The organism is Streptomyces sp. (assembly GCF_036566765.1).
Lineage (GTDB): Bacteria > Actinomycetota > Actinomycetes > Streptomycetales > Streptomycetaceae > Streptomyces.
Genome location: NZ_DATCVQ010000131.1, coordinates 1 through 2,408 on the forward strand (window position 1 = coordinate 1; position 2,408 = coordinate 2,408).

The 2,408-nt window shown below is 70.2% G+C and carries 2 protein-coding genes; both read left to right on the plus strand.

The window, feature by feature from the left end:
- Positions 1–156: 156 nt before the first annotated feature.
- A complete protein-coding gene (locus VIU94_RS06775; protein WP_331908605.1) occupies positions 157–993 on the plus strand; it encodes a DUF2182 domain-containing protein in 837 nt (278 codons plus the stop codon).
- A 247-nt stretch (positions 994–1,240) separates the two neighbouring features.
- Positions 1,241–1,897, plus strand: coding sequence for a DUF1326 domain-containing protein (locus VIU94_RS06780; RefSeq protein WP_331908607.1), 657 nt, complete (start codon positions 1,241–1,243; stop codon positions 1,895–1,897).
- Positions 1,898–2,408 lie beyond the last annotated feature (511 nt).

Here is a 2,408-nt window from a genome sequence, read left to right on the forward strand (position 1 = left end):
CCCCCGCAGGACGGTGAGGAGTGAGGCACGTCGACCTCGGCACTCGGACCTGCGCGTTCGCTGATCCGGCTGTCCGCGAGGACCTGCCGCGCCGGACCCGGTCGCGTCGCAGGGGGACGTGTGCTGTTCTGGAAGCAGCCGCAGGAAGGTACGCCGATGCGTCGCAGCCGGATTCCCGCCTTCGTACCCGCCCGGTCGACCGCCCCGACCGGTGCCGGCGGGGGGTTGCTGCCCAAGCGGGATCTCGCGGCCGCCTGGATCCTCGTCGTGCTGATCGCGGTGCCCGCCTGGGTGCTGACGATCGGTCAGGCCCGGGACATGGGCGTCGAGCCGGGCGCCATGGGGATGGCGCTGCCCCTGTTCCTGCTGCTCTGGGTGACGATGATGGCGGCCATGATGCTGCCGTCCATGGCGCCGGTGGCCATCACCTGGGTACGTGGGATCGGCCGGCAGTCCTCCGGCTGGACCCGGACCGCCCGCACCGTCGAGTTCGTGGGCGGATACCTGCTCGTGTGGACCGCGTTCGGACTGCTCGCCTATGCGGCCCTGGCCATCACCGGCGGTCTGGTGGACGATCATCCCACCGCCGGACGCTGGATCGGTGCGGTCGCCTTCCTGCTCGCCGGCCTGTATCAGCTCGGTCCCCTCAAGAATGTCTGTCTGCGGCACTGCCGCGACCCGCTGGGTCATCTGGTGCGTTACGCCGGCTTCCGGCGGTCGGCCCGCGACCTGCGGGTGGGTGTGCATCACGGCGCGTACTGCGTCGGCTGCTGTGCTGGGCTGATGGTGGTCTTCGTTCCGCTCGGCGTGATGAACGTGGCGGCGATGGCGGGACTGGCCTTGGTGATCTTCGTGGAGAAGCTGTGGTCTCGAGGCGTCCTCCTCAGCGGTGTCGTGGGCGTCGCCTTCCTCGTCCTGGCGTTGCTCGCACCGTTCCAGGACTGGATGCTGCCGGGGCTGGAGGGCTCGATGCCGTCCATGGACGGCATGTGATCCTCCGTGCGCACGCGGTAGTCCCTTCGGACAGCGGTACGTCAGGGGGAGGCGGGGGTGGCCCTGGGGCGTGCCCAGCAGCCGGACCGGCTTGGGCGCGTTCCACCGTGGACGTCGGCCGGTTTCCCTCCCGGGACGTGAGGTGCAAGCTGGAAGGGAGACCGTCCTCCGATCCCGGGGATCGGGCTCGGGACACGCGGTCTCGCCACTCCGAGTGAGCTCCTCGGAGCTCGGCTGGAGGAACGATATGACACAGCAGGCCACGACCGGCACGCGCTGGCATCTGGCCGGCGACTGGTTCGACGTATGCAAGTGCGCGATTCCGTGCCCGTGCACGTTCGCGCAGCCCCCGACCTACGGCGACTGTGAAGGCGTCATGGTCTGGCACATTCGGGAGGGCAACTTCGGGGACGTACGGCTCGACGATCTCAATGTCGTGATGCTCGGGTCGTTCGAGGGCAACCCGTGGGCCGGCACGCATACCGAGCCGTACGCCGCGGTCTTCCTGGACGAGCGTGCCGACGATCAGCAGCGGGCCGCGCTCGGGACCGTCTTCGGCGGCGAGGCGGGCGGATGGCCGGCGGAGTTCGGGGCGATGTTCCACCCCGAGATGCGGGGCATGGACGTCGCCCCGATCCACGTGGAGATCGACGAGGACCTCGCGACGTGGCGAGCCGAGATCCCGGGCCGTGTCACGGCGACCGCCGAGGCTCTCACCGGCCCGACCACCCCGAACGGCGCACGCGTCCAGGTCCTCAACTCCCCGGGCTCCGAGGTGGGGCCGGGCCAGATCGCCACATGGGGGCGGTCCACCGCCGACCGCGCCGACGCGTTCGGCTTCGTCTGGGAACGCACCGGGAAGTCGAGCAAGCACTTCCCCTTCGACTGGAGCGGCCCCGACTGAAGAGCCCATCTGCCCGACCCGGCCACGGATGTGCGGAGCCCCAGAACTGCCTTCGCTCAGCCAGCAAAACTAGGGTTCGAAGGTGAGCCCCGCTCGGGCAGCATCAGACTCACGCTTGGCGCGCCCGCGCCTCCGCCCACCTGCTGGAACACCTGGCCGACAAACTCGGCGCACGGGCCTCCATACGAGCCGTCTACGGCGAGCCCGTCACCAGCGGCAACATCACCGTCACCCGTCGCCGAGATCGCCTACGGCTTCGGCGGCGTCGGCCGCGACACCACGGCAGCCAAGAACGGAGAAGGCGGCGGAGGATCCCCGGCCCGACCCCGCGGCTTCATCGTGATCAAGGACGGAACCGCCGCCTACAAACCCGTCTCCTCGTTGCGGCGCTGCTCCTGCCGCTCGGGGTGTGGCTGTGGCTGCGGACCATGCACCCCGCACCCTCCCGGACGCCCCACCCTCTTTCGCCCCGAGCGACGAGGGTGCTGGCCCTCGCCGTCGGTGTCGCTGG

Bases quoted from the DNA above. Each gene is read 5' to 3' on its own strand.
- VIU94_RS06775 (WP_331908605.1), top strand. From the start codon at position 157: ATGCGTCGCAGCCGGATTCCCGCCTTCGTACCCGCCCGGTCGACCGCC.
- VIU94_RS06780 (WP_331908607.1), top strand. From the start codon at position 1,241: ATGACACAGCAGGCCACGACCGGCACGCGCTGGCATCTGGCCGGCGAC.